Origin of the sequence: Paraburkholderia translucens (assembly GCF_020881035.1) — a bacterium.
In the GTDB taxonomy this organism is placed as follows: domain Bacteria; phylum Pseudomonadota; class Gammaproteobacteria; order Burkholderiales; family Burkholderiaceae; genus Paraburkholderia; species Paraburkholderia translucens.
The window spans coordinates 1-21,344 of the sequence record NZ_JAJITC010000030.1 but is presented as its reverse complement, the minus strand read 5'-3'; the positions used below and the strand labels follow the sequence as shown (position 1 = coordinate 21,344).

Here is a 21,344-nt window from a genome sequence, read left to right as displayed (position 1 = left end):
TCCCCGAAATGAATGTAACCAGCTTTCACGCCGATTCAGGGGGCCGGGCGGCGGGATCGTCCCGTAAGCCATTGCCGAGTGGCGCTCGAAAGCGAAATCGGTCCTCCGTCATTCGTCCCCATCTTTGAAATGCGCGCTTACAAGCGCTCACGTCTTCATGCGAGTTGGGCCGCTAAAGTCGGTCTCACGTGCACAGCGTCTGGTCCGGGTTGCCGGCCAAGCGAACGAAGCGAATCGCGCGACCCGGGCAAATCGGACGCTGGTGAGGAATAGAACTTTGACGGGAGGTCATGATGAAAACTTTTGGCAAGGCATCGCGCTCGCTTATCGCAGCGCTGCTCGCGGGCGGCGCACTCGTCGCGGCTGGTAGCGCATTCGCGCAAGAGCGCGTGATCATCGAAAACGGTCCGGCGCCGGTCGTGCGCGGTGAACCGCACATGATGCCGGCAGGCGTGCCGGTCAGCATGGGGTGGCACGGCGACCGTTACTGGGACGGCCATCGCTACTGGGAGCATGACGAGTGGCTGCGCCATCATCCGCACGACTACGATCCGCGCCACCACGACGATCGCGACGATCACCGCCCGCCGCCGCCGCGCTACTAATACGCGCCCAACGGCGCCGCAGCTGACGGCGCGAGTCCACGAAGCCGGTCTTCCCGTCACGGGCAGGCCGGCTTCGTTGCATTCGGGCGTGCGAGTGCGGCCGTGCTGTTGCGCGAAGGTCGACGCGGGGCACACCGGCGTGCGCAACTTGTGCGGTATAAATAGCCTTCCTGTCCCGGGCTCTGCGCCGCTTTTCGCACCAACTTTCACACGCCAATCCTAAGCCACGCCATGTCCCATTACTTCTACGACCCCGCCTTCGGTCACGGCCTGCCGCATGATCCTTTCAAGGCGATTGTCGCGCCGCGGCTGATCGGCTGGATTTCGTCGCGCGACCCCGAAGGGACGCTCAATCTCGCGCCGTACAGCTTCTTTGGTGCGTTCGCGACCTTTCCGCCGATCATCGGTTTTTGCAGCGAGGGCCGCAAGGACAGCCTCGCCAACATCGAGTCGACCGGCGAATTCGTGTGGAATCTCGCCACGCGGCCGCTCGCCGAGCAGATGAACCGCTCGTCGGCGCCGGTTGCGCCGCATGTCGACGAGTTCGCGCTGGCCGGTCTCACGCCCGCGCCAGGCTGCAACGTCGCGGTGCCGCACGTCGCCGAATCGCCTGCCGCGCTCGAATGCAAGCTGCTGCAGATCGTGCGTCTACATGACATCGACGGCAAGCCGATGGACAACTATCTGTCGCTCGGCCAGGTGGTCGGCGTGCATATCGACGACGCGTATCTGAAGGATGGCCTGTTCGACACGCATGCCGCGCAGCCGATCATGCGCGCCGGTTATCGCGCCGACTATGCGCAGATCGGCGAGATGTTCCAGATGATCCGCCCGACGGTCTGAACCCGCTCGCTCCATTAGGTCCACTGGCCTGCTTGATGCTTGCAACCGGCGCTCCAACGCGCCGGTTGCGATACCGGCTCACCTTCCTGGAGCGCGATCATGTCCAACCCATTCGCCACGCAATTCAGCCATATCCGTCCGCAAGACACGTCGTACGTGGATCAGGGCCTGCGCGACTTCTTCCTTTACCGTGATCTGGGGATCGCCGAGGCGACCGGCGGCAAGGTGCTCGCGCAACTCGTCAAGGCGAATCACGCACCAGAGCAAGGCACTGGCTGGCACCGTCATGAGGCCGAATTCCACATCGTGTTCATGCTGAAGGGCTGGGCGCGCTTCATGTACGGCGACCAGGAGACGCTCGTCGCGGCCGGCGATTGCGTGCATCAGGCACCGGGCATCGTCCATTATCTGTTCGACTATTCGGAAGATATGGAGTACCTGGAGATCGTTTCGCCGGCCGACTTCAAATCGATCGACGCCGAGGCGCCGTGCCCAGTGCCGGCTCCGACGCCTTGGCGTGATGCGACAGTGTGATGGAACGGCATCCCGTGAACCGACGCAACGCGCGGCCCCGCGCGGCGCTCAGGTCGTCGCGGGCGGCCGTCTGCGTGCGAATGGCGTCGGCTCCGTTGCCGCGGAATCGCTGTTGCCGCTGGCGCTCCCGCCCGCTTCCATTTCCACCCCGACTACTGCGGCCGCAACCGGCGCGGCTGCCGTGACTTCCGCCGCGGTCGCCGCGGGCACCGGCTGGATGGGACGCGCGCGCGAACTGACGAGCACGGCGCGCGGTTCGTTGTCGTAAATCACGGCCCGCACGCGCGGATAAATGTGCTGCTCCCAGCGACGTCCGCTGAACACGCCGTAGTGGCCGACACCGGTTTGCACATGATGCGTCTTCAGATACGGCCGCAGGCGCTCGCACATGTCCTGCGCGGCGAGCGTCTGCCCGACCGCGCAGATATCGTCCTTTTCGCCTTCCACGGTCAGTAACGCGGTGCGGCGAATTTTCGACGGCTCCACCAGACGCCCCTCCACTTCGAGCGTGCGCAACGGCAGCGCATGCTGCTGAAACACCGTGTCCACGGTCTCCAGATAGAAGTCGGCCGTCAGATCCATCGTCGCGAAGTATTCTTCGTAGAAAGTACGGATCGTGTCGGCTTTCTGCGGATCGCCCTTGCCGCGCTCGTAGTACATGGTCTCGAACGAGTCGGCGTGGCGGCCCGGATTCATCGACATGAACGCCGCCAATTGCACGAAGCCCGGATATACGCGACGCTGCGCGCCGGCGAAGCCGAACGGGACCGCGCTGATCAGATTGCGTTCGAACCACTCGATCGAGCGGCTTTTGGCCAATTCGTTGACGCGTGTCGGATTGATACGCGTGTCGATCGGGCCGGCCATCAATGTCATGCTGGCCGGCTGCGCGGGATGATCGTCGGCGGCCATCAGCGCGACTGCGGCGAGCGCCGCGACGGTCGGCTGGCAGACCGCGAGCAGGTGGGTGCCGGACCCGATCCGCGCGGTGAAGTCGATCACGTGACGCACGAATTCGTCGAAGCCGAAGCGGCCTTCGCCGAGCGGCACGTCGCGCGGATTGTGCCAGTCGGTGATGTAGACGTCGTGCTCGGCCAGCATCGTGCGCACGGTTGCGCGCAGCAGGGTAGCGAAGTGACCCGACATCGGCGCGATCATCAGCACGCGCGGCTGCGGACTCGAGAGAACGGCATCCTTACGAAAATGCAAGAGCGAGCAGAACGGTGTGCGCGTGACGACTTCCTCGACCACCGCGACCGGCGCGCCTTCCGTGACGACGCTGTCGATGCCGAACGGCGGCCGCTTCGACGTGAGCCCGCCGAGGATCAGCAGCTCGCAGGCCGCGCGCAGCGAGCGTCCGTGCGGCGTCTGCGCGAATGCGGGCCACGCATCGAGCGAATGGTTCGCCAGCGCCGCGCCGTGCCGCATCGGTAGCAGCATGTCGGCGCAGGCCTGATAGGTGGAATAGGCGAACAGATTCATACTGTCACGCGGATGCCTCAGAAAGACAGGAACCCGAATCAAAGCAAGTGATACGCCAGGCGCCTGCGCGCGCTGCCACGCATGTCGTCTCAGGTTGCCGCATGTGTTAGCGGACCGGCATATCCCTTGCATGCGTCAGCGAAATGGGCCGGCCTTGCCGCGCTTTGGTGCGCGCGCGCACGGCGGCGTGCATGGGTGCCGTCCAGCACGGCGCAATATCCGATCTGGAGGAGACACGTATGGGCAAGACTACGCTCACGATCAGCAGCAGGAACTACTCGTCATGGTCGCTGCGCGGCTGGCTGCTGACGAAATTCAGCGGCTTGCCGTTCGAAGAGATCGTGGTGCCGATCGACGATCCCGCGACGCGCGCCGAACTGCTGCTGCTGTCGCCGTCGATTCTCGTGCCGTGCCTCGTGCACGAGGACGTCAAGGTCTGGGACACGATGGCGATCGCCGAGTATCTGAACGAATTGAAACCGGAGGCGGCGCTGCTGCCGCGGGACATCCGCGCCCGCGCGCATTGCCGCTCGATCTGCGGCGAGATGCATTCGGGGTTTGCGTCGTTGCGCTCGGCATTGCCGATGAACCTGAAGGCGCATTTCCCGGGCTTCAAGGTTTGGGCGCGCGCGCAATCCGACATCGAGCGGATCGTGACGATCTGGCGCGAATGTCTGAAGGAGTACGGCGGCCCGTTCCTGTTCGGGGAGCGGACCGTGGCCGACGCGATGTACGCGCCGGTGATCACGCGGTTCGTGACCTACGACGTGCAACTCGACCCGGATATCGTCGAATACGGACAGCGGATCATGGCGCTGCCCGAGATGCGCGAATGGATCGCACTCGCGCGGCAGGAGGTGGAGGAGATCGACGAACTGGATGTCGAGTTCTAGGCGCGGTGGGTGCCGTTCGCTTTATACCTATCCGTCACCCTCGCCCGCCTTCGAGCTTGAAGACGCTGACCACTTGCGCGAGCCGCGCAGCCTGCTCACGCAACTCGGCCGCCGCGGCTTCGGCGTCGCCGACGATCGTCGCGTTCTGCTGTGTCGCCTCGCCGATCTGGGTGACCGCCCGATTGACCTGTTCGATGCCGCCTGACTGCTCGCGCGAGGCCACGTTGATCTCGCTCATGATCGCGCGAACCTGGCCCACCTGAGTGACGATCCCCTGCATCGTCGCGCTCGCTTCTTCGGCGATGCGAAAACCGCTGCTGACGTTCGCGCTCGATGCCGCGATCACCGCCTCGATCTCCTTCACCGCCGCCGCGCTGCGCTGCGCGAGAGCGCGCACTTCCGCCGCGACGACCGCGAAGCCCTTGCCGTGTTCGCCAGCACGCGCCGCTTCGACCGCCGCGTTCAACGCGAGGATGTTGGTCTGAAAGGCGATGCCCTCGATCACCGTCGTGATTTCGGCGATCTTTTGCGACGAGCGGCTGATTTCTCCCATCGTCGACACCACGCGCTCGACCGCGCGGCCGCCTTCGAGCGCCGAATCGGCGGCGTGCGTGACCAGTGTGTTGGCCTCGGTCGCGTGATCGGCGTTCTGCTGCACGGTCGACGTGATCTGCTCCATGCTCGCGGCCGTTTCCTCCAGGCTGCTCGCCTGCGTCGCGATGCGCATTGCGATGTTGCCGCTGCCGGTGGCGATCTTCTCGGTGCCCGCCGACATGTCGGCCGACGCGCTGCGCACCTGCGCGACGATGCGCGCGAGGCCTTCGCCGATGCCGTCGATCGCCTGCATCAGGCGGCCGATCTCGTCGGCGCGCGCGCGGCCGTGTTGTGCGACGCGCACGCTCAGATCGCCTGCGGCGAGACGCTCGGAGGCGCGCGCGGCTTCCTCGAGCGGACGGCTGACGAACCGTCGCACCGCGACGAGGAACGCGATCGCGAACAGGCCGACCAGCGCGAGGCCGAGCAGCAGGAATGCGTTGCGGGTGTGCACGATGTCGGCCATCACTTCGTCACGCGGCGCGACGCCGCCGACGAGCCAGTGCCACTCCGGCACCGTGACGAACGACACCAACTTGTCGCTCGGGCCGGACTCGCCGAGCGTCGCGTCAGCCGAGCGGTAGTCGAGTTCGCCCTGCTTCATGTCGAGCATGCGCTGATACGGCGCGTTCGCGTCGTCGGCTTTCTGGCCAGCGGCGGCCGGATGCACGAGCAGCTTGCCGCGCTCCGCGCCGCTCGATGCGTCGAGCACGAAGTAGTAGCCGCTCGCGCCGATTTTCAGCGCGTGGATGCCCTCCTCGACCGACCGGATCTCCTTGTCCACGTCTACGCCGACGAACAGCGCGCCGATCACGCGGCCGCTCGCATCGGCGATCGGCCGGTACTGCGTGATCATGCGCTTGCCGAACAGCGTGGCGAGGCCGGTGTACGTGCGGTTCGCGAGCAGCGGCGCATACGCCGGGCCCTTGCGGTCGAGCAAAGTGCCGATCGCGCGGGTGCCGTCCTGCTTCTTCAACGACGTAGTGACGCGCACGAAGTCGTCGCCGCTGCGCGCAAACACGGTCGCGACCGCGCCGCTGCGTTGGAGGAACTGGTCCGGAATCGTGAAGTCGAGGTTCAACACCTTGTCGCCGGCCTTGAAAGTCGGCGTCGCGACGCCGCCAATGTCGACTTTCTGGGTGTCGTCGAGCGAGAAGTCGGTGGGCAGGAAGCTCGCGAACAGCGATGTCGAGCGATCGACCTCGGCCGACAGCGCCTGGTCGAACAGCGCGATCATCGCGGCGATCGAGCGGTCCTTCTCGGCGATGCGTTCGACCACCTGATCGCGCACCTGCTCACCGGCGGCGCGCGTGAGCGCCCACGCGAAGGTGGCGAAAATCAGCGTGACGAGCACGCACGAGAGCACGGCAAGCCGCAGGCCGACGCTGGCGCGGCGCAAAAAGAGAGAGTTCATGGGCAGGCGCGAAAGGGGGACGGGCGATGCGCGGAATACGTGGTCACAAACGGCATCGATCCACTGGTTTACGGCCTGGAAGGTGGCGGTCTTTAGCGGGCAAGAGAATCCGCCCGTCATGGCGGTAAAGCGGGCCACGAGGAAACGTGGCCCGATGCGAAGCAGATCTTCCAGCGACGCCTAGCGCACCTGATCGACCAAATGGCCCGGCGCAGCGCGCCACGTCCGCAGCAGCAGCGCGTTCGTGACGACGCTGACGCTCGAAAACGCCATTGCCGCGCCCGCGAGCATCGGGTTCAGCAGGCCGAACGCGGCCAACGGAATGCCGATCAGGTTGTAGACGAATGCCCAGAACAGGTTCTGCTGGATCTTGCGCCAGGTTCTGCGCGAGATGTCGATCGCATCGGCGACGAGTGCCGGGTCGCCGCGCATCAGCGTGATGCCGGCGGCATGCATGGCGACGTCGGTGCCGGTCGCCATCGCGATGCCGATGTCTGCGGCGGCAAGCGCGGGCGCGTCGTTGATGCCGTCGCCCGCCATTGCGACGATGCCCGCGTGGCGGATCTTCAGGTCGCGGATCACGCGGGCCTTGTCGTCGGGCAGCACCTCGGCGTGGAATTCATCGATGCCGAGCGCCTGCGCGACGCTCGCCGCGCTGCCACGGTTGTCGCCGGTCACGAGCACGCTGCGGATGCCCATGCGCGCGAGCCGCGCGACGGCGGCGCGCGCGGTCGGCTTCACCGTGTCGCCGAACGCGATCAGCGCGAGCGCTTCGGGGCCTCGAGGCGCGCGCGTCATCAGCCACGACACTGTGTTGCCGGCGGCCTCGAATTCCTGCGCGCGCTCGGCGAACCCCGGCGGCAGCGCAATGCCAAGCTCGCGCAGCCAGCGCGTGCTGCCGAGCGAGAGCGTGCGGCCGTCGACGTCGGCTTCGACGCCCCGGCCGGCGACGGCGCGAGCGGCGGTGGCGCTGGCCGCGCCATGGTTGTCGTCGGCCATGGGTCCAAACTGTGCTTCGTACGCGCGCACCACCGCCTTCGCCAGCGGATGATCGCTATGCCGCTGCACCGCCGCGGCGAGCGCGAGCGCTTCATCGCGGCTCACGCCGCCAACCGGCTCGAACGCCGTTACCGATGGCTGGCCGAGCGTCAGCGTGCCGGTTTTGTCGAACGCGACGATCGATACGCGATGCGCGATTTCGAGCGCTTCCGCGTCCTTGATCAGCACGCCGTGGCGAGCCGCGACGCCGGTGCCGGCCATGATGGCGGCGGGTGTGGCGAGTCCGAGCGCGCATGGGCAAGCGATCACCAGCACCGCGACCGCGTTCAGGACCGCAGTTTCGCCGCCCGCGCCGGCGAGCAGCCAGCCAACGAGTGTGAGCGCGGCGAGCGCCAGAATCGCCGGCACGAAGATTTCACTGACACGGTCGACGAGCCGCTGAATCGGCGCCTTCTCGGCCTGCGCGCTTTCGACGAGCCGGATGATGCGCGCGAGCGTCGTCTCCGCGCCGATGGCGGTGGTCGTCACCACGAGCGCGCCTTCGCCGTTGATCGAGCCGGCCGTGACGGCGTCGCCGGTCTGCTTCGGCACCGGCAGGCTTTCGCCGGTGATCAGCGCTTCGTCGATATGCGTGCGGCCTTCGAGCACGGCGCCGTCGACCGGCACCCGCTCGCCCGGCCGCACGATCACGACCGTGCCGACCCGCACCTGCGCGAGCGGCACGTCGCGCTCGCCGGCGCCGTCGCGAATGCGCGCGCGCTCGGGACGCAGGGCGTTGAGCGCGCGGATCGCATCGGTGGTCTGGCGCTTCGCGCGCGCCTCGAGCCATTTGCCGAAGCGCACCAGCGTGATCACGACAGCCGATGCTTCGAAGTACAGGTGCATCATGTCGCCCGGATGCGTCGCGAGTTCGTAGACGCTAATGCCATATGCCGCCGATGTGCCGAGCGCGACCAGCAGGTCCATGTTGCCCGAGCCGGCGCGCACCGCACGGTAGGCGGCGCGATAGAAGCGCGCGCCGAACACGAACTGCACGATCGAGGCGAGCACGAACTGCGGCCACGGTGGCAGCATCGCGTGCAGGCCGAACCATTCTCCGACCATGGGCGCGACGAGCGGCAGCGTCAGCAGCGCCGACACGACCACGCTCGCGAGGTCGCGCCGGGTCTGAATCTGCTTGCGGTCGACGGTGGGGGCGTGCGTCGCGGCGAGAATGTCACCGGCGGCGCCGGTCGCCGCCGCATCGACCGGCGCCGCGGTGGCGGGCGGCGCGCTCAGCGTCGCTTCGTAGCCGGCTTTCCTGACGGCGGCGATCAGCGCGTCGGCATCGGCTGACGGGGTGCCTTGGGGATGAACCGTGGCGGTTTCGGTCGCCAGATTGACAGACGCGTGCGCGACACCCGGCACCTTCGCGAGCGCCTTTTCGACGCGCATTGCGCACGACGCGCAAGTCATGCCGCCGATCTCGAGTTCGACGACCTGCGTGGCGGGGGAAATGGCGGCCGCGCCGGCGGGGCGCTGCGGATTGGCAAGTTCAGTCATGGCAGGCAAGGCTCGCGGCGGCATTGGGCCGCATATTGAAACCATTATTGACCTTCCCATGATGGGAAGGTCAAGGCCGGATTATGCCGCTGCCGTCAAAACGCCGGCGGCGCATCCAGCATCGCCTGACCCACCGCCTTCTGCTGATCGCTGTCGCGCGCGAGCAGGGTTTGCGCCGCGCCGCGCCGGTCTCCCGCCACCTTGTTCTGCCCGAGCTTCCATTTGCCGACGAGCCGTGTGACCTCGATCTCGATACCGACGATCGCGCCGAGCATTTGCGCGATGTAGTCGGCCGGCGCGTCGCCCATCTTCCACGGCACGGGCTCGCCGGCTTCCATCTTGCGCGTGAGTCGCGCGACGAGGCCACGCACGAACGATTCATCGTCGCGCACCACGATCCTGCCATGTGCATGCACGACCATATAGTTGTAGGTCGGCACCTGCTTGTGCGTTTCGTGCTTGCTTGGATACCAGGTCGGCGAAATATAGGCGGCCGGCCCCTGAAAAATCACGAGTGCTTCGGGACAAGTCGCGACTTCCTGCCAGACCGGGTTCGCCCGCGCGACGTGCGCGCGCAGCACCAGACGCGACGCATCCGCCGGGTCGGCCTGCGCTTCGAACGGCAAATGATTCGCATCGAGCCCATTGGGGCCGTTCGTAATCAGTGCGCCGAACGGTTGCTCGGCGATCAGGCGATGGAGAACCTCTGGACGGTTCTCTTCGAAATGGGTGGGCATGTACATTGAAACGCTCCGGATGCGGGACGACGATAGCGGCGGGAGAATCGACAAATTGGCGGATCAACGGCTCCGCGACTCGAAATGCATGATGTGCTCGTGCGAGCACTTGGCATTGGAACGTGACACGTCGACGACATCGACTGTCACTTTTGTGATCTCCCCGTGCGCTGCCAGCTGCGATTGCTTGCATTGTGCTTGCCTGGTTAGCAAGGATACGATACAACGCGATGTTGTCGAAATCGCAACCCGCGGACTCGCTGCGCAATAGTTTGGGATAACTGCGCATGCGCCTGGCGCTGCGCACCGACGTCTCCCTGGTACTGCGCGTTCCGCACACTAATCGAATGATAAATAATCGCCGAGAACTGTTTTTGCTTCAACGGACCTGCGCGTCGATCGCGGGTCTCGCACTGCTGGCCAGCTGTGGCTCGATTCCCACAGCGACGCAACAAAGCACCGGCTGGATCAAGGATGAAGTCGCCGACTCGTATGTATTCGGCTATCCGCTCGTGCTGATGAGCGCCACGCGCGATGCGGCGATCGGCACCGATCCGGGCCAGGCGCCTTTCAACACGCTGCGTCACGCCCAGGCGCTGCCGCCGATCGGCGCGACCAACCCGCCGCAGCCGAGCCTCGATACGCTCGACTCGAACGGCTGGCTCGACCTCGGCGACGGGCCGGTGATCCTGGCGCTACCCGACTCTCATGGCCGCTACGTCGATGCGCGCGTGCTCGACATGTGGACCAACGTCGTGTGGTCGACCGGGCCGCAGTACGGCACGGGTTCGGCCGCCGCAAAGGGCCTGCACGCGCAAACGATTGCGTTCGTCGCGCCGGGCTGGAAGGGCGAACTGCCGAAGGGCGCGCAAGGTGTCGAAGTGCCGACCCGCAACGCATGGATCAGCGTGCGCATTCAGACGAGCGGCACGCGCGATCTGAGCGCGGTGCGCAAACTGCAACGCGCGATCCGTCTGGAGCCGCTGAGCGTCTTCCTCGGTGATGCGCAGCCGGCGGCGATGCCGCCGCGCGGTAGTGCAAGCGGGGTCGCGGGGACCACCGGCACGCCGGCCCAGCAGGTCGCCGCGCTCGACGCGAGCGGCTTCTTCAGCCGTCTTGCCGACGCGTTGCCCGACAATCCGCCGACACCAGCCGATCCGCACGCGCTCAAATTCCTCGCCGATCTCGGCGTCACGCCAGGCGATCCGGTGAAGCTGCCGAAAGCGCCCGATGCACTTTCAGCCGGTCTCGCCGAAGGTCGTGATCGCGTCGCGACACCGCCTACGAATCTGCTGAGCGGAAACGGCTGGAGCTGGCTCGGCGACGCAGTCGGCAACTACGGTCCCGACTACGGGCTGCGCGCGTATGCGGCGAGCACTCAGTTGGGCATCGGAACGAAGGACGACGAAGTACGCGCGGTCGTCACGCAGGACAGCGACGGCAACACCCTGAACGGTGCGAACCGCTACGTGATCCACTTCCCGGCGAACCAGTTACCGCCGGTGCGCGGCTTCTGGACGATTACCGCGTACACGAAAGATGGCGCGCTGAGCGAGAACGCGCCGGCGCGGCTCGCGGTCGGCGATCGCAATGGCGCGCGCCGCAATCGCGATGGTTCGCTCGACGTAGTCGTGTCGTACGTGCGCAGCCGGACCGGCAACTGGCTGCCGGCACCGCGCTCGGACATGCAGCTGGTGCTGCGCCTGTACGCGCCGAAGCCGCAAGCCACCGACGGCAGCTGGCAGCCGCCAGCGGTCGTGCGCCAATGATGTGGACGGCGCGTGGGCAAACCGCGCGCCGTCCGGCTTCGTTATGTAACCAACGCTAACCACAATCTCTCCGTCGCCGAAGCGCAAATCGGTCAGCAGCACGAATCGTCAGACCGGTCCTGACATTTCTGTCTAACCATTAATTCACGATTTATACTGCCGCTTGCGGGATCTCTGTTTTGCGCGGCGGGCTTGCCGCCGCATTCACCCAGACCGAGCATGGCAAGCCTCAATAAAGCATCGTTAGCCTCCTCCATGCGGACCGTGCGCGAAGTCGCGCAGTCGCATCGTACGCGACGGATTCTCGTCGGTCTGCTGATCTTCGTCGTCGTGTTCGGCCTGCTCGGCTTTTTCGCGGCGCCCCCGTTGATTCGCCACATCGCGAGCCAGCAGTTGAGCAAGCAGCTCGACCGGCCGGCGTCGATCGGCCGCATCGCGCTCAATCCGTACACACTGCGCCTGGAGGCCGACAACGTGCATATCGGCGAGCGCGGCGGCGCGGGCGACTTCGTCGATATTTCGCGGCTCATCGTGCAGCCGTCGTGGAGTTCACTGTTTCGCGGCGCGCCGATCGTCGACGAAGTGCACGTCGATTCGCCGCGCTTTCATCTCGTTCGCTACGATGCGCAGCACTTCAATTTCAGCGACCTGATCGAGAAATTCGCGAATCAGCCATCAAAACCGAACAGCAAGCCGACACAATTCTCCGTGTCCAACATTCGCGTCGAGAACGGCCAGATCACCTTCGACGACCGGCTGCTCGGCACCCGCCACGTGATCGATCAATGGATGCTTGGCATCCCGTTCATCGCGACGCTGCCGTCGAAGACGGACATCTTCGTCGAGCCGCTGCTGCGCGCGCGCATCGATGGCGACAGTCAGCTCGCTATCGACGGCAGGACCAAGCCGTTCGCGGCATCGCGCGAATCCGAAGTGTCGCTGCGCTTCGACGATCTCGACGTGCCGAAACTGGTGTCCTATGCGCCGACGAAGCTGCCGGTGATCGTGCAGTCGGGCAAGCTGTCCACCGACCTGAAGCTGAACTTCGTGATGACGAACGATACGCCGTTGCTACGCGTCGCCGGCACCGTGGACCTGAACGAAGTCAACGTGCAGGATCAGGGCAAGGCGCCGTTCTTCGCGGCGCGCGCGGTGCATGTGGCGGCGGCATCGCTCGAGCCGTTGAAGAGCGTCTATCACTTCGACGAAATCCGCATCAACGCGCCGAGCGCGAGTCTCGCGCGCGACAAGGATGGCGTATTGAGCGTCGAGCATATGTTCGCTAGCGCGCCGGAAAAAACGGCGGCGAAGGAAACCGCAGACGCCAATGCCAACGCCAACGCCAAAACCGCCGCCGAAAAAGCGGCCCCGCCGTTCGACGTCGCGATCAAACGCTTCACGCTCGACGACGGCACGGTGAACTTGCGCGACGAAGCCGCGGCGCGTCCGGTCGAAACGGGCCTGCAAAACCTCGCGGTCACGCTGACCGATTTCTCGACGCTCGCATCAACTCCCGCGCACTACACGCTGAACACGAACCTGAAGGACGGCGCCGGTTCGCTCGCCGCCGACGGCACGGTCGGCCTCGCGGCGAAGACCGCGAGCGCGAAGCTCGATCTGAAGTCGCTGAAGCTGCCGCCGTGGCAGCCGTATCTCGACACCGCGACGTCCGCGCAAGCGCTCGACGGCAAGCTGTCCGCGACCACGAACATCGACGCGAACTGGTCGAAGTCGCCGATGGCCCTGACGGTCGCGGACACGCAACTGGACATGCAGGCGCTGAAGCTCGCGGCACGCGGCGACAAGACGCCGGTGATCTCGCTCGCGCAGGGCACCGTGGTCGTCAAGCAGGTGGACGTTGCGGCGCGCACGGCCGAGGTGACGAGCGTCGACGCAACGGGCCTCGCGATCGACGCGCAACGTTTGAAGGACGGCAGCATCAATCTGAACGCGCTCGCCGGTACGCATCAGGAGGCGACGCAGCGCACCGCGATTCACGCGGCGAAAAAAGCACAGGCCGAGGGCCCTGCGTGGCGCTACAGGATCGGTGAATTGACGCTCAAAGACGCGAGCGCCGATTTCACCGACAACACGCTGCCGCAGCCGGTCAAACTGAGCTTTACGCCGGTGCAGTTGAAGGTGCGGCAGATCAGCGACGACCTGAGCCTTGCGTTGCCCGTCGATCTGCAGGCAACGTTGAACAAAAAGGGCACGCTGGCCGTGAAGGGCGACGTGACCGCCACGCCGCTGAAGCTGGCGGTCAAGATCAACGCCAACCAGCTCGACGCGGCCGCGTTCGAGCCGTACTTCGGCGGCAACCTGAACGCGACGCTCGCGAGCGCGCTGCTGAACGCGAACGGCGATCTCTCGGTCATCCAGGGGAAGTCGCTTAAAGCGAACTATCGCGGCGACATGGCGCTCGTCGCCGTGCGCATGATCGATAAGTTGACGTCGGCCCCGTTCGCCGGCTGGGGCTCGTTTGCGCTCACGAACCTGAAGGCCGATTACGACGAGCACGGCACCGTGGTTGACGCGAGCCGCGTGACATTCTCGAAGTTCTATGGGCGCGTGCTGCTCGACGCGCAAGGCAAGCTGAATCTCAAGGATCTGGTCGCGCACGAGAGCGAGGGGCATCCCATTCCGCTGACGCCGGAGGCGGTGTCCGAAGCGGTCGCGGCCTCTGCGCCGAAAGCCGCATCCGCTGCATCGCCGGGCACAGCGCCCAGACCGGTCGCCACCGCCACTGCCGCGACGCCGCCCAAGAGCCCGCTGAAGCTGCACTTCGGACAACTCGTGTTGCAGCAGGGCCGCGTGACCTACACCGACAACTTCATCAAGCCGAACTACACGGCGAATCTCGTCGACATTCAGGGCACGATCGGCGCGTTCGGCACGGAATCGACCACCCCCGCGCCGGTCGACGTCGCCGCGAAACTCGCGGCCAACGGTCCGCTGACGATCCGCGGCACCGTCAACCCGCTGATCGCGAAGCCGGCGCTCGATCTGACCGCGACCGCCCACGACATCGAGCTGACCAACCTGACACCGTATTCGGCGAAATACGCCGGCTACCCGATCACGAAGGGCAAACTCAACGTCGATCTGCACTACAAGCTCGATAACGATCAGCTGGACGCGAACAATCACCTTTTCATCGATCAGCTCACCTTCGGCGATCACATCGACAACGACACCGCGACCAAGCTGCCGGTGCGTTTTGCGATCTCGCTGCTCAAGAACTCGCGCGGCGAGATCGACGTGAACCTGCCGGTCTCCGGCTCGCTGTCGAACCCCGAGTTCAGCATCGGCGGGCTGATCTGGCATGCGGTGCTCAATCTGCTTGAAAAGGCGGTGACCGCGCCGTTCACGCTGATCGCGCACGCGTTCGGCGGCAAGGGCGAGGAACTCGGCTACGTCGAATTCGAGGCGGGCTCGGCCACGCTCACCGACGCCGACAAGCAGAAGCTCGACACGATCGTGAAGGCGCTCGCCGACAAGCCGTCGATCCGCATGGATCTGATCGGCCGCGTCGATCCGAAGGTCGACGAGCCGGCGCTGCGCTCGCAGTACGTCGATCAGATGGTCAAGCGGCAGAAGATCAAGGACATGGTGGGCAACGGCGAGAGCGTCGATGTGTCGACGGTCAAGGTCGATCAGCAGGATTACGACAAATATCTGAACAAGGCCTACAAGTCGGCCGACTTCAAGAAGCCGCGCAACTTCATCGGTATGACGAAGACGCTGCCCGACGACGACATGAAGGGCGCGCTCGCGGCCAACGCGCCGATCGACGAGGCCAGCCTGCGGCAACTCGCACAGCAGCGCGCGCAAAGCGTGCAACAGTACCTGGAAGGCAAGATCGACAGCAGCCGCGTGTTTATCGTCGCGCCGAAGATGAATGCCGACGACATCAAGGACAAGGGCGCAACGACGCGGGTCGATTTCGGGTTGAAGTGATGGCGGCGCGCGGACCGTGACTGCGGGCTCATGAGAGAAAGCTCTTCGCGGATTTCCGGGGACCGCGACATCGGCCCTCGAGCGGCGGCATACGGAGTCTCGCCTGCGCTTCACGAAGCAGACGTTCGGGTCGAACACTCAGGGTTCTGTGCGAGTCACGCGATGTGTTCGCTTGCGAACAAAACCAAATCGAATGCATCGATGCCGTGATTCATCGTCGGGGTACTCATGTGAGACTATGTGCTCTCCCACGCCGGGCACGCTGCCTGCGATAAAAAAGTCGACCGTTGGCGACGCACATTTCATTGGGAATCCTTGGGGGTTTCTACCAATAACTCGACCTTATGAGGATTTCGATGACTACGAACGACGACGGCACGGCTGGCGTGCCAGATGAGATTGTTGCGACGCCGACCGACGAGTCAATCCAGGAGCCCGATGCGTCAGGCGACGTTGCGGATGCAGCAGTAGCTGAATCAGACGACGCTGCGGATGAGACGGTAGCTGAGTCAGACGACGCTGCGGAGGAGGCGGCAGCTGAGTCAGACGACGCTGCGGAGGAGACGGTAGCGGAGTCAGACGACGCTGCGGAGGAGGCCGTAGCGGAGTCAGCCGATGTTGCGGACGAGGCGGTAGCTGAGTCAGACGACGTTGCGGATGCTGCGGTGGCTGAAAGCGCGGAGGCGGATGCCGGCGAACCTGCGGATGAGGAGAAACCAACGGCGGTTTCCGCAGAGCCGGCCATTGAGCCATCGCCAGTCACCGAGCCGGCCGTCGACGAAGACGGCGAAAGTCACTGAGCATTGACGGTCGGCGCTCCGGGCGACCCTTTTAAATTCGCCTTCCCGCGAATCTCTGACGAACCGAAAAAAAGCCCGACCTGAGGTCGGGCTTCAAAGTCGGCTGCGCCCTCCACAGGACGCAGCCCCTGCAAAACAGCGAGGCTGTTTGCGCAGCCGCCTGGATCAAGCAGCCAGCAGAGAGCGCAGCACGAACGGCAGAATCCCGCCGTGCTTGTAGTAGTCGACTTCGATCGGCGTGTCGATACGCAGCAGCACCGGAACACGCTTGTCACCATCCTTGCCGTGGATCACGAGCGTGACTTCCTGTTGCGGCTTGAAGTCGTCGCCGAGACCCTCGATGTCGTACGTCTCTTCGCCGGTGATGCCGAGCGACTGCACGCTGTCCGAGCCCTTGAACTGCAGCGGCAGAACGCCCATGCCGACGAGGTTCGAACGATGGATCCGTTCGAAGCTGCGCGCGACCACGGCTTTCACGCCCAACAGTTGCGTACCCTTGGCCGCCCAGTCGCGCGACGAGCCCGTACCGTACTCTTCGCCTGCGAACACGATGGTCGGCGTGCCGGCATCGATGTACTTCATCGCCGCGTCGTAGATCGACAATTGTTCGCCGCTCGGCTGGTGAATCGTCAGACCGCCTTCGACGCGCGTGCCATCCGCCTTCGCCGGGATCATCAGGTTCTTGATACGGACGTTCGCGAAGGTGCCGCGCATCATCACGTCGTGGTTGCCGCGGCGCGAGCCGTAGCTGTTGAAGTCGGCCTTCTGCACGCCGTTTTCCTTCAGCCAGCGGCCTGCCGGCGAGTCTTCCTTGATCGAGCCGGCCGGGCTGATGTGGTCGGTCGTGACCGAATCACCAAAAATGCCCAGTGCGCGGGCGCCCTTGACCGGCGCGATGCCGGAAGCCGGCGTCATCGAGAAGTCCTTGCCGAAGAACGGCGGTTCGGCGATGTAGGTCGACTTCGGCCAGTCGTAGACCTGACCTTCCTCGCCCTCGATCTTGCTCCACAGGTCGCCCTTCTTCGTCAGCTGCGAGTAATTCTTGCGGAACGCGTCGGCATCGAGCGCGTACTTGAGCAGCGCGTTGACTTCTTCGCTGGTCGGCCAGATGTCGCCGAGATAGATGTCCTTGCCGCCCTTGCCCTTGCCGACCGGCTCGGTCATCAGGTCGCGCGTGATGTTGCCAGCGATCGCGTACGCGACGACGAGCGGCGGCGACGCGAGGAAGTTCGCGCGGATGTTCGGGTGAATACGCGCTTCGAAGTTTCGGTTGCCCGACAGCACGGCTGCCGCGACGATGTCGTTCTTCGTGATCGCTTCGTTCAGTTCCGGCGTCAGGTCGCCCGCATTACCGATACAGGTCGTGCAGCCGTACGCGGCGAGCGTGAAGCCGAGCTTGTCGAGGTACTTCAGCAGGTCGGTCTTCGTCAGGTACTCGGTGACGACACGCGATCCCGGTGCCAGCGACGTCTTGATGTGCGGAGCGACCGTCAGGCCAGCTTCGACAGCCTTCTTCGCGAGCAGACCGGCGGCGAGCAGCACGCTCGGGTTCGACGTATTCGTGCACGACGTGATCGCGGCGATCAGCACGTCGCCGTTCTTCACGTCGATACCGTTGCTCGTCTTGTATTGCGCGTCGAGATCGCCGCTTTTCTTCGCGAAGCCGTTTTCGGCGACCGGCTTCGAGAACAGGTCGATGAAGGTCGATTTCACGTGGCCGATTTCGATGCGGTCCTGCGGACGCTTCGGGCCTGCCAGCGACGGCGCGACCGTGCCGAGATCCAGCGTGACGACCTTCGTGTAATCGATGTCGCCTTCGTCCGGAATGCCGAACAGATTCTGCGCCTTGAAGTAGTTTTCGAACGCGGAAATTTCCGCGTCGGTACGGCCCGTGCCCTTGAAGTAGTCGATGGTCTTTTCGTCGACCGGGAAGAAGCCCATCGTCGCGCCATATTCCGGCGCCATGTTGCCGATCGTCGCGCGGTCCGGCAGCGACAGAGAACGCGTGCCTTCGCCGAAGAACTCGACGAACTTGCCGACGACCTTCTCCTTACGCAGCAGTTCGGTGATCGTCAGTACGAGGTCGGTTGCGGTCACGCCTTCGCGCAGCCTGCCCTTCAGGTTCACACCGACGACGTCCGGCGTCAGGAAGTACACCGGCTGGCCGAGCATGCCCGCTTCAGCTTCGATACCGCCCACGCCCCAACCGACCACGCCGATGCCGTTGATCATCGTCGTGTGGCTGTCCGTGCCGACCAGCGAATCGGGGTAGTACAAGGTGTCCGCGCCGTCGGCCTTCTTGTGCACGCCGCGTGCGAGGTACTCGAGGTTCACCTGGTGAACGATGCCGACGCCCGGCGGCACGACCTTGAACGTGTCGAACGCCTGCATGCCCCACTTCATGAACTGGTAGCGCTCGTTGTTGCGCTGGAATTCCAGCTTCATGTTCAGGTCGAGCGCGTTCTTCTCGCGGAAGTGATCGACCTGCACCGAGTGGTCGACGACGAGATCGACCGGCACGAGCGGCTCGATTGACTTCGGGTTCTTGCCGACGGCCTTCGCGACGCCGCGCATCGCAGCGATATCGGCGAGCAGCGGCACGCCGGTGAAGTCCTGCAGCACGACGCGCGACACGACGAACGGGATTTCGTCGACGCGCGCTGCGTTCGGCTTCCAGTTCGCGAGTTGCGTGATGTGTTCTTCGGCGATCTTCTTGCCGTCGTAGTTGCGCAGCACCGATTCCAGCACGATACGGATCGAAACCGGCAGGCGGTCGATCTTGAGGTTCAGTGCCTTGCCGAGTTGCGGCAGGGAGTAGAACTTGCCTTTGCCGGAACCGCTGTCGAATTCCTTGAGCGTTTTGTGGAGGTTGTGGGCCATGGTGTTTTCCTTGGTTTGGATCGCGGAACTACAGTACTTAGCCTAGATGACGTACAGATCGATGTATTCATTGACCGGCGTCGCTTCGAGCCTGGCCTGATCGAGCGATACGCCGAGAATCGCCTGCTGCTGCTTGACCGGAAAGCGCCGCGCGAGGTTGGTCCTGAACTTCTCGACCAGCAACGGAATTCCGTCTTCGCGACGGCGCTTATGACCGATCGGGTATTCGACTACGACTTCGCCCAGCTTCGACCCGTCGTCGAATTCGATCGTCAGTGCATTAGCGATCGAACGCTTCTCCGGGTCGTGATAATCCTTCGTGAACTGCGCGTCTTCGACGCATTCCATCTTCGCGCGCAACGCATCGATACGTGCGTCCCGCGCCACTGAATCTTCGTAATCAGCGGCGGTAAGACGGCCGAAAATCAGCGGCACCGCGATCATGTACTGGATGCAATGATCGCGGTCGGCCGGATTGTTCAGCGGACCTTTCTTATCGATGATACGAATCGCCGCTTCGTGCGTGCGAATCGTGATGCGGCGAATGTCTTCGATGCGACGGCCCTGCGCGGCAAGTTGCGCATGCAGCGCGAGTGCGGCTTCCACGGCGGTCTGCGCGTGGAACTCGGCCGGAAACGAAATCTTGAACAGCACGTTTTCCATTACGTACGAGCCGTACGGACGCTGAAACCGGAACGCGTTGCCGTTGAACAGCACATCGTAGAAGCCCCACGTTTTCGCGCTGAGCACCGACGGATAGCCCATCTCGCCGGTCTTCGAGATCAGCGCGAGGCGCACCGCGCGCGAGGTCGCGTCGCCGGCGGCCCATGATTTGCGTGAACCCGTGTTCGGCGCATGGCGGTAGGTGCGCAGCGCCTGCCCATCGACGAGCGACTGCGATACCGCGTTGATCAGCTCGTCGCGCGTGAGGCCGATCAGTTGGCCGACCACCGCGGTCGACGCGAGCTTGACGAGAAGCACATGATCGAGCCCGACCTTGTTGAACGAGTTCTCGAGCGCGATGCAGCCTTGAATTTCGTGCGCCTTGATCATGGCGATCAGGACGTCTTTCATCGTCAGCGGCGCTTTGCCCGCTGCGATGGCAGTGCGCGAGAGCCAGTCGGCTGTCGCGAGAATTCCGCCGAGGTTGTCCGACGGATGACCCCATTCGGCGGCGAGCCAGGTGTCGTTGAAATCTAGCCAGCGGATCATCGCGCCGATGTTGAAAGCGGCCTGAACCGGGTCCAGCTGGAACGACGTGCCCGGCACCTTCGCGCCGTTGGGGACGATCGTGCCTGCCACGATCGGTCCCATCAGCTTGGTGCAGGCTGGGTAGGTCAGCGCCTCGAGTCCGCAACCGAGCGTGTCGATCAGACAATACCGCGCCGTTTCCAGCGCGAGCGCGCTGTCGATCCGGTAGTCCAGCACGTAGTCGACGATATCGACCAGGACAGCGTCCGGGTCAGGTCGTACGTTGGAGAGCGGGGCGGACATCGGAAGGCCTTCCCTGGCGGCAAGGATCAGTTGCCGGTCTTGTCGATCGCGTTCGATTGCGTTGCCGCCGGCGCGCCCTGTTCCATCGCGACCGTCTTGCACTCGTCTGCGAGACGCGAGCTGTCCTTGTCCTGGAACAGCATGGCCTTCGTCGGGATCACGACCAGGTCCATACCGGATGCCGCGTCGTGGAAGCGGTCGGCGCCCGTCGTGGTCGATTCGCGCGGCAGGTTGTAGTTCTTGTTCGCCCAATGAACCACGACGATCTGGTCACGCCTCATGTCGCCTTTCATTTCGAAAGCAAGACCGTCCTTGCACGACCACTTTTCAGCGCCTTCCGGGATCGGATCGACCTTCGCTTCCTTCACCGGATTCGCCTTGCGCTTGACGAGACGCTTCGGCTCCGGGCGCTTTGCCGTAGCCTTCTTCGTGGTGGTAGTGGCCGTGTCCGCAGCAGCGGCGTCAGTCGCGACGGACAGCATCGTCGTGGACAGGGCGCCAATCATGGCGGCGATCATCAGCTTTTTCATGGAGAAAACCTTTCTATCTAAAATCCGTTAAACAGTGCGCGGACGGCCGGTCCGGCGGCCGCGCGGGTTGAACTGCACGCGCTGTGGAGCGCACAGCGACCGCTATTTTCTCCTATTTAGCGGCACGTACTTTAAATTCTCGGGTCCGGTGTAGTTCGCGCTCGGCCGAATGATCTTGTTGTCGACGCGCTGCTCGATGATGTGCGCGCTCCAGCCGGCCGTACGCGAGATCACGAACAGCGGCGTGAACATCGCGGTCGGCACGCCCATC

Annotated in this window: 15 protein-coding genes; 7 read left to right on the top strand and 8 right to left on the bottom strand. The window is 64.5% G+C overall.

Annotation, left to right across the window (positions count from 1 at the left end):
- Positions 1-293 precede the first annotated feature (293 nt).
- The 3 genes from LJ655_RS29385 (at position 294) to LJ655_RS29375 (ending at position 1,982) form a co-directional block, all read left to right on the top strand.
- Complete coding sequence (locus LJ655_RS29385) at positions 294-605, top strand: hypothetical protein (protein WP_230564678.1); 312 nt, start codon at positions 294-296, stop codon at positions 603-605.
- 231 nt (positions 606-836) lie between these two features.
- Positions 837-1,448, top strand: a complete 612-nt coding sequence (locus tag LJ655_RS29380; RefSeq protein WP_230564663.1) for a flavin reductase family protein — start codon at positions 837-839, stop codon at positions 1,446-1,448.
- A 99-nt stretch (positions 1,449-1,547) separates the two neighbouring features.
- On the top strand, positions 1,548-1,982 hold the full coding sequence (locus LJ655_RS29375) for a cupin domain-containing protein (RefSeq protein ID WP_230564662.1): 435 nt from the start codon (positions 1,548-1,550) through the stop codon (positions 1,980-1,982).
- A 48-nt stretch (positions 1,983-2,030) separates the two neighbouring features.
- Here the strand turns inward: LJ655_RS29375 and LJ655_RS29370 are convergent, their stop codons facing one another.
- A complete protein-coding gene (locus LJ655_RS29370; RefSeq protein ID WP_230564661.1) occupies positions 2,031-3,464 on the bottom strand; it encodes a polyhydroxyalkanoate depolymerase in 1,434 nt (477 codons plus the stop codon).
- Positions 3,465-3,703: 239 nt separating this feature from the next.
- Here LJ655_RS29370 and LJ655_RS29365 point away from each other — a divergent pair, with 239 nt between their 5' ends.
- Entirely contained in the window at positions 3,704-4,357 is a 654-nt protein-coding gene (locus tag LJ655_RS29365) for a glutathione S-transferase family protein (protein ID WP_230564677.1), read from the top strand.
- 34 nt (positions 4,358-4,391) lie between these two features.
- On the opposite strand, the gene LJ655_RS29360 is transcribed toward LJ655_RS29365, so the two are convergent.
- The 3 genes from LJ655_RS29360 to LJ655_RS29350 form a co-directional block, all read right to left on the bottom strand.
- Positions 4,392-6,365, bottom strand: a complete 1,974-nt coding sequence (locus LJ655_RS29360) for a methyl-accepting chemotaxis protein (RefSeq protein ID WP_230564660.1) — start codon at positions 6,363-6,365, stop codon at positions 4,392-4,394.
- 180 nt (positions 6,366-6,545) lie between these two features.
- Positions 6,546-8,906: a heavy metal translocating P-type ATPase gene (locus tag LJ655_RS29355; RefSeq protein ID WP_230564659.1), complete on the bottom strand. Its 2,361-nt coding sequence runs from the start codon at positions 8,904-8,906 to the stop codon at positions 6,546-6,548.
- Positions 8,907-9,001: 95 nt separating this feature from the next.
- A complete protein-coding gene (locus LJ655_RS29350) occupies positions 9,002-9,649 on the bottom strand; it encodes an FMN-binding negative transcriptional regulator (protein ID WP_230564658.1) in 648 nt (215 codons plus the stop codon).
- 341 nt (positions 9,650-9,990) lie between these two features.
- Here LJ655_RS29350 and LJ655_RS29345 point away from each other — a divergent pair, with 341 nt between their 5' ends.
- The 3 genes from LJ655_RS29345 to LJ655_RS29335 all read left to right on the top strand — a co-directional run bounded on the left by LJ655_RS29345 (position 9,991) and on the right by LJ655_RS29335 (position 16,169).
- Positions 9,991-11,412 carry a DUF1254 domain-containing protein gene (locus LJ655_RS29345; protein WP_230564657.1) on the top strand — a complete coding sequence of 474 codons (1,422 nt, stop codon included), beginning with the start codon at positions 9,991-9,993 and terminating at the stop codon, positions 11,410-11,412.
- Between the two features lie 219 nt (positions 11,413-11,631).
- On the top strand, positions 11,632-15,369 hold the full coding sequence (locus LJ655_RS29340) for a DUF748 domain-containing protein (protein WP_230564656.1): 3,738 nt from the start codon (positions 11,632-11,634) through the stop codon (positions 15,367-15,369).
- Positions 15,370-15,725: 356 nt separating this feature from the next.
- Positions 15,726-16,169, top strand: a complete 444-nt coding sequence (locus LJ655_RS29335) for a mucin-associated surface protein (protein WP_230564655.1) — start codon at positions 15,726-15,728, stop codon at positions 16,167-16,169.
- A 165-nt stretch (positions 16,170-16,334) separates the two neighbouring features.
- Here LJ655_RS29335 and acnA read toward each other — a convergent pair whose 3' ends face one another.
- From acnA to LJ655_RS29315, 4 genes are all read right to left on the bottom strand, one after another.
- The gene (gene acnA, locus LJ655_RS29330) at positions 16,335-19,049 is read right to left on the bottom strand and encodes an aconitate hydratase AcnA (protein WP_230564654.1); all 2,715 of its coding nucleotides are present in this window, start codon (positions 19,047-19,049) and stop codon (positions 16,335-16,337) included.
- A gap of 42 nt (positions 19,050-19,091) precedes the next feature.
- Positions 19,092-20,543, bottom strand: coding sequence for a bifunctional 2-methylcitrate dehydratase/aconitate hydratase (locus LJ655_RS29325; RefSeq protein ID WP_230564653.1), 1,452 nt, complete (start codon positions 20,541-20,543; stop codon positions 19,092-19,094).
- A 26-nt stretch (positions 20,544-20,569) separates the two neighbouring features.
- Complete coding sequence (locus LJ655_RS29320) at positions 20,570-21,073, bottom strand: hypothetical protein (protein WP_230564652.1); 504 nt, start codon at positions 21,071-21,073, stop codon at positions 20,570-20,572.
- A 102-nt stretch (positions 21,074-21,175) separates the two neighbouring features.
- On the bottom strand, positions 21,176-21,344 hold a 169-nt coding region (locus LJ655_RS29315; protein WP_316252019.1), incomplete at its 5' end, for a citrate/2-methylcitrate synthase.